The sequence below is a fragment of the Kitasatospora sp. NPDC091257 genome, from assembly GCF_044757675.1.
Lineage (GTDB): Bacteria > Actinomycetota > Actinomycetes > Streptomycetales > Streptomycetaceae > Kitasatospora > Kitasatospora lactacystinica.
This window is the reverse complement of record NZ_JBIVVI010001165.1, coordinates 1-2,822: the sequence shown is the minus strand read 5'-3', so window position 1 is coordinate 2,822 and position 2,822 is coordinate 1. Positions and strand designations below refer to the sequence as shown.

The 2,822-nt window shown below is 73.7% G+C and carries 1 protein-coding gene; it reads right to left on the bottom strand.

Going from position 1 to position 2,822, the window contains the following annotated elements:
- Positions 1 to 28 precede the first annotated feature (28 nt).
- A complete protein-coding gene (locus tag ACIQOV_RS35835; protein WP_401055001.1) occupies positions 29 to 2,230 on the bottom strand; it encodes a CDP-glycerol glycerophosphotransferase family protein in 2,202 nt (733 codons plus the stop codon).
- Positions 2,231 to 2,822 lie beyond the last annotated feature (592 nt).

The following is a 2,822-nucleotide window of genomic DNA, read 5'->3' as shown; positions in this document are numbered from 1 at the left end:
CCCTCCGCTGGGCCCTCTGCAGGGGCCGCTACTCCTCCACCGGGAACACCCGGCGCACCACCCGCTCCGAGGCCCCGCCGTCGTCCCAGACGCAGAACTTCGCCCGGAACCGCGCCCGCGCCGCCGGCTCCGGGTCGCCCGCCAGCAGCGCCCGCGCCAGCCCGTCCGCGTCCACCGTGACCGCGCCCGGCGGCTCCGCGAACAGGTCGAAGTAGACGCCGCGTTCCCGCTGGTACTCCTCCCAGTCCGGGGCGAAGATCACCACCGGCCGGTCCAGCACCGCGTAGTCGAACATCATCGACGAGTAGTCCGTCACCAGCACGTCCGCCGCGAGGTAGAGGTCCTCGACGGTCGGGTGCGCCGAGACGTCCACGATCCGCGCCGATTCCGCGCCGGCCGCCGACAGGTCGCCCGGACCGTCGGTGTGGAAGTAGTGGGTGCGCACCAGCAGCGTGAAGTCCGGGCCCAGCCGCCGGGCCAGCGCCGCCACGTCCAGCAGCGGCACGTAGCCGCCCTTGCTGCCGCGGTGGGTCGGCGCGTACAGCACCGCCCGGGTGTCCGGCCGCAGCCCGAGCCGCTCGCGCATCGCGCGGACCTCGTCCGGAGCGGCGTTCGCCAGCCGGTCGTTGCGCGGGTATCCGGTGTCCAGCATCTCGTACCGGCCGGGGAAGGCACGGGCGAAGTGCCCGCTGGTGTGCGGGTTGGGGGAGACCAGGAAGTCCCAGCGGTCGACGGCCTCCTGGAGCAGCTCGAAGTCCATCCCCTCGGCCGCCGCCGGGTGGTCGCGCAGGTCCATGCCCATCGCCTTGAGCGGGGTGCCGTGCTGGGTCTGGACGTGCACCGTGCCCGGCCGCTTCGTCATGGTGCGGGGGAAGTTGACGTTGTTGACGAAGTACTTGGCGGTCGCCATCGCCCTGAGGTAGGCGGGGGTGTTGACGATCACGTGCGGAACCCCGGGCGGCAGCGCGGCGGCCTGGGCGCGGTTCTCCACCACCCACACGCCCCGGATCCGCGGGGCGAGTTCCTTCGCCTTCTCGTAGATCGCCGCCGGGCTGCACGCGTAACCCCGGTGCCAGTAGGCGGCGTAGACGGCGAGGTTCTCGTCCAGCGGCAGCCGGCGGAACGCGTTGTACGCGGTGAACCGGGCGCCGCTGCGCATCCCCTTCTTCACCGCGGGCGCCACTGCCCGTGCCCCGCGCCTGAGTTCGCGCGGCAGCCGCCCGGTGCGGCGCAGCTCCGCGTAGGCGATCCGGGCGCCGCGGGCGGCCAGCCGGTACTGCACGCCGCGCACCCCGCCGGGGAAGCGGTAGCCGGCCGGGCGGTGGCGGTCGAAGTGCCGGGCGATCCGCTGGAAGAAGTCCTTGCGCAGGTCGGCGGGGACCAGCCCGGGGGTGTCGTAGACGTTCAGCGCCTGGCGGACGGTCCGGTCGAAGACCAGGGTGCGCAGCGCGTCCGGGACCGGCCGGCCGGGGCGGTCCGGGCGGTCCAGGAAGGCGAAGATCGCGTCGTACTGGGCGAACACGTCCGCGTGCTTGGGGGAGGAGGTGGCGGTGATCGCGCCGTCCCGGCCGCGCCGGTAGAAGTAGCAGGGGCGGTCGAGGTAGCGCAGCCGCTCGGCGGCCAGCAGCGCCGGGTAGGTGACCGAGATGTCCTCGTAGTAGCCGCGGCCGAAGGAGACACCGAGGCCGTCCAGGAACGCGCGGCGGAACAGCTTGTTCCACACCGACATCACGGTCTGGAACAGCGCCGGGTGCTCGGCCAGGGTGCAGCCCTCGACCAGCGGGGAGCCGGCCAGCACGTGGCGCCAGGGGTTGGGCTCGGTCCCGCCGTCCGGGTAGACGTGGGTGAAGTCGGTGATCAGCACGTCGGCGGGGGCCTCCCGGCGGCGCTCCTGCGTCAGCTCGTCCAGCAGCGCGCCGACCGTCCCCTCGGGCACCCAGTCGTCGCTGTCCACGAACCAGACGTACTCGCCGCGGGCCTGCGGCAGGGCGGCGGTGCGGGCGCCGCCGAGGCCCTGGTTCTCGGTGAGGTGCAGCACCCGCAGCCTGCTGTCGCGGGCCGCGTAGGCGTCCAGGATCGCGCCGGAGCCGTCGGGGGAGAGGTCGTCGACCGCGATCACCTCGAAGCGGGTCTCCGCGGCGGGGGTGTCGCCGAGGATCGAGTCGAGGCAGTGCGGGAGGTACCGCTCCACGCCGTGGACCGGGAGCACGATGCTGAGGAGGAGGGACACGCTGGCCGAGTGTACCGATCCACCGGGTGTCACCTGCGCGGACGTCCGGTGCGGGGCTTCCGGGGCGGTGGCCGGGGCGGTGACCGGGGGCGGCGGTGATGGTGGGGCGGGGCGGCGTCGGCGGCGGAGCGGCTCGCGGCAGGGGCCGTGGTGCGCCCGGAACCGCCGGTGCCGGGCCCCTTGCGGGGCGGCACCGGCAGTCAGGTGGCGATCCGGCCGACCCTCGACGGCCGACCGCCGGTCCGGGCACCGCGCGAGCCGGGCCGCCGCAGCGTCGAGGCGGCCGGGCAGTGGCTCGCGGGAGCCGGAGTTCTTCATCAATCGAACACACGCTTGAGTGCGGTGCGGGCACTGGCGTGTGCATCAGATATTGCTTGGAGGTTCGGCGGGAGTCAATCCCTCGAATGTGTTCACTTCCTGAAGTCGATCGGTCACGGTGTCGGCCGGCGCCCGGTTCGGCCGGGCCGGGTACGGATCGGGCGCGGCGAACGCCCCCCGATGATCGCTTTGTCGATGTGGCGGTCGTCTCCCGGCTGTCCCCTATATGGCGGCGCGAGCGGGGTGCGGGTTGGGTGCGGGTGGGTCGCCGGTG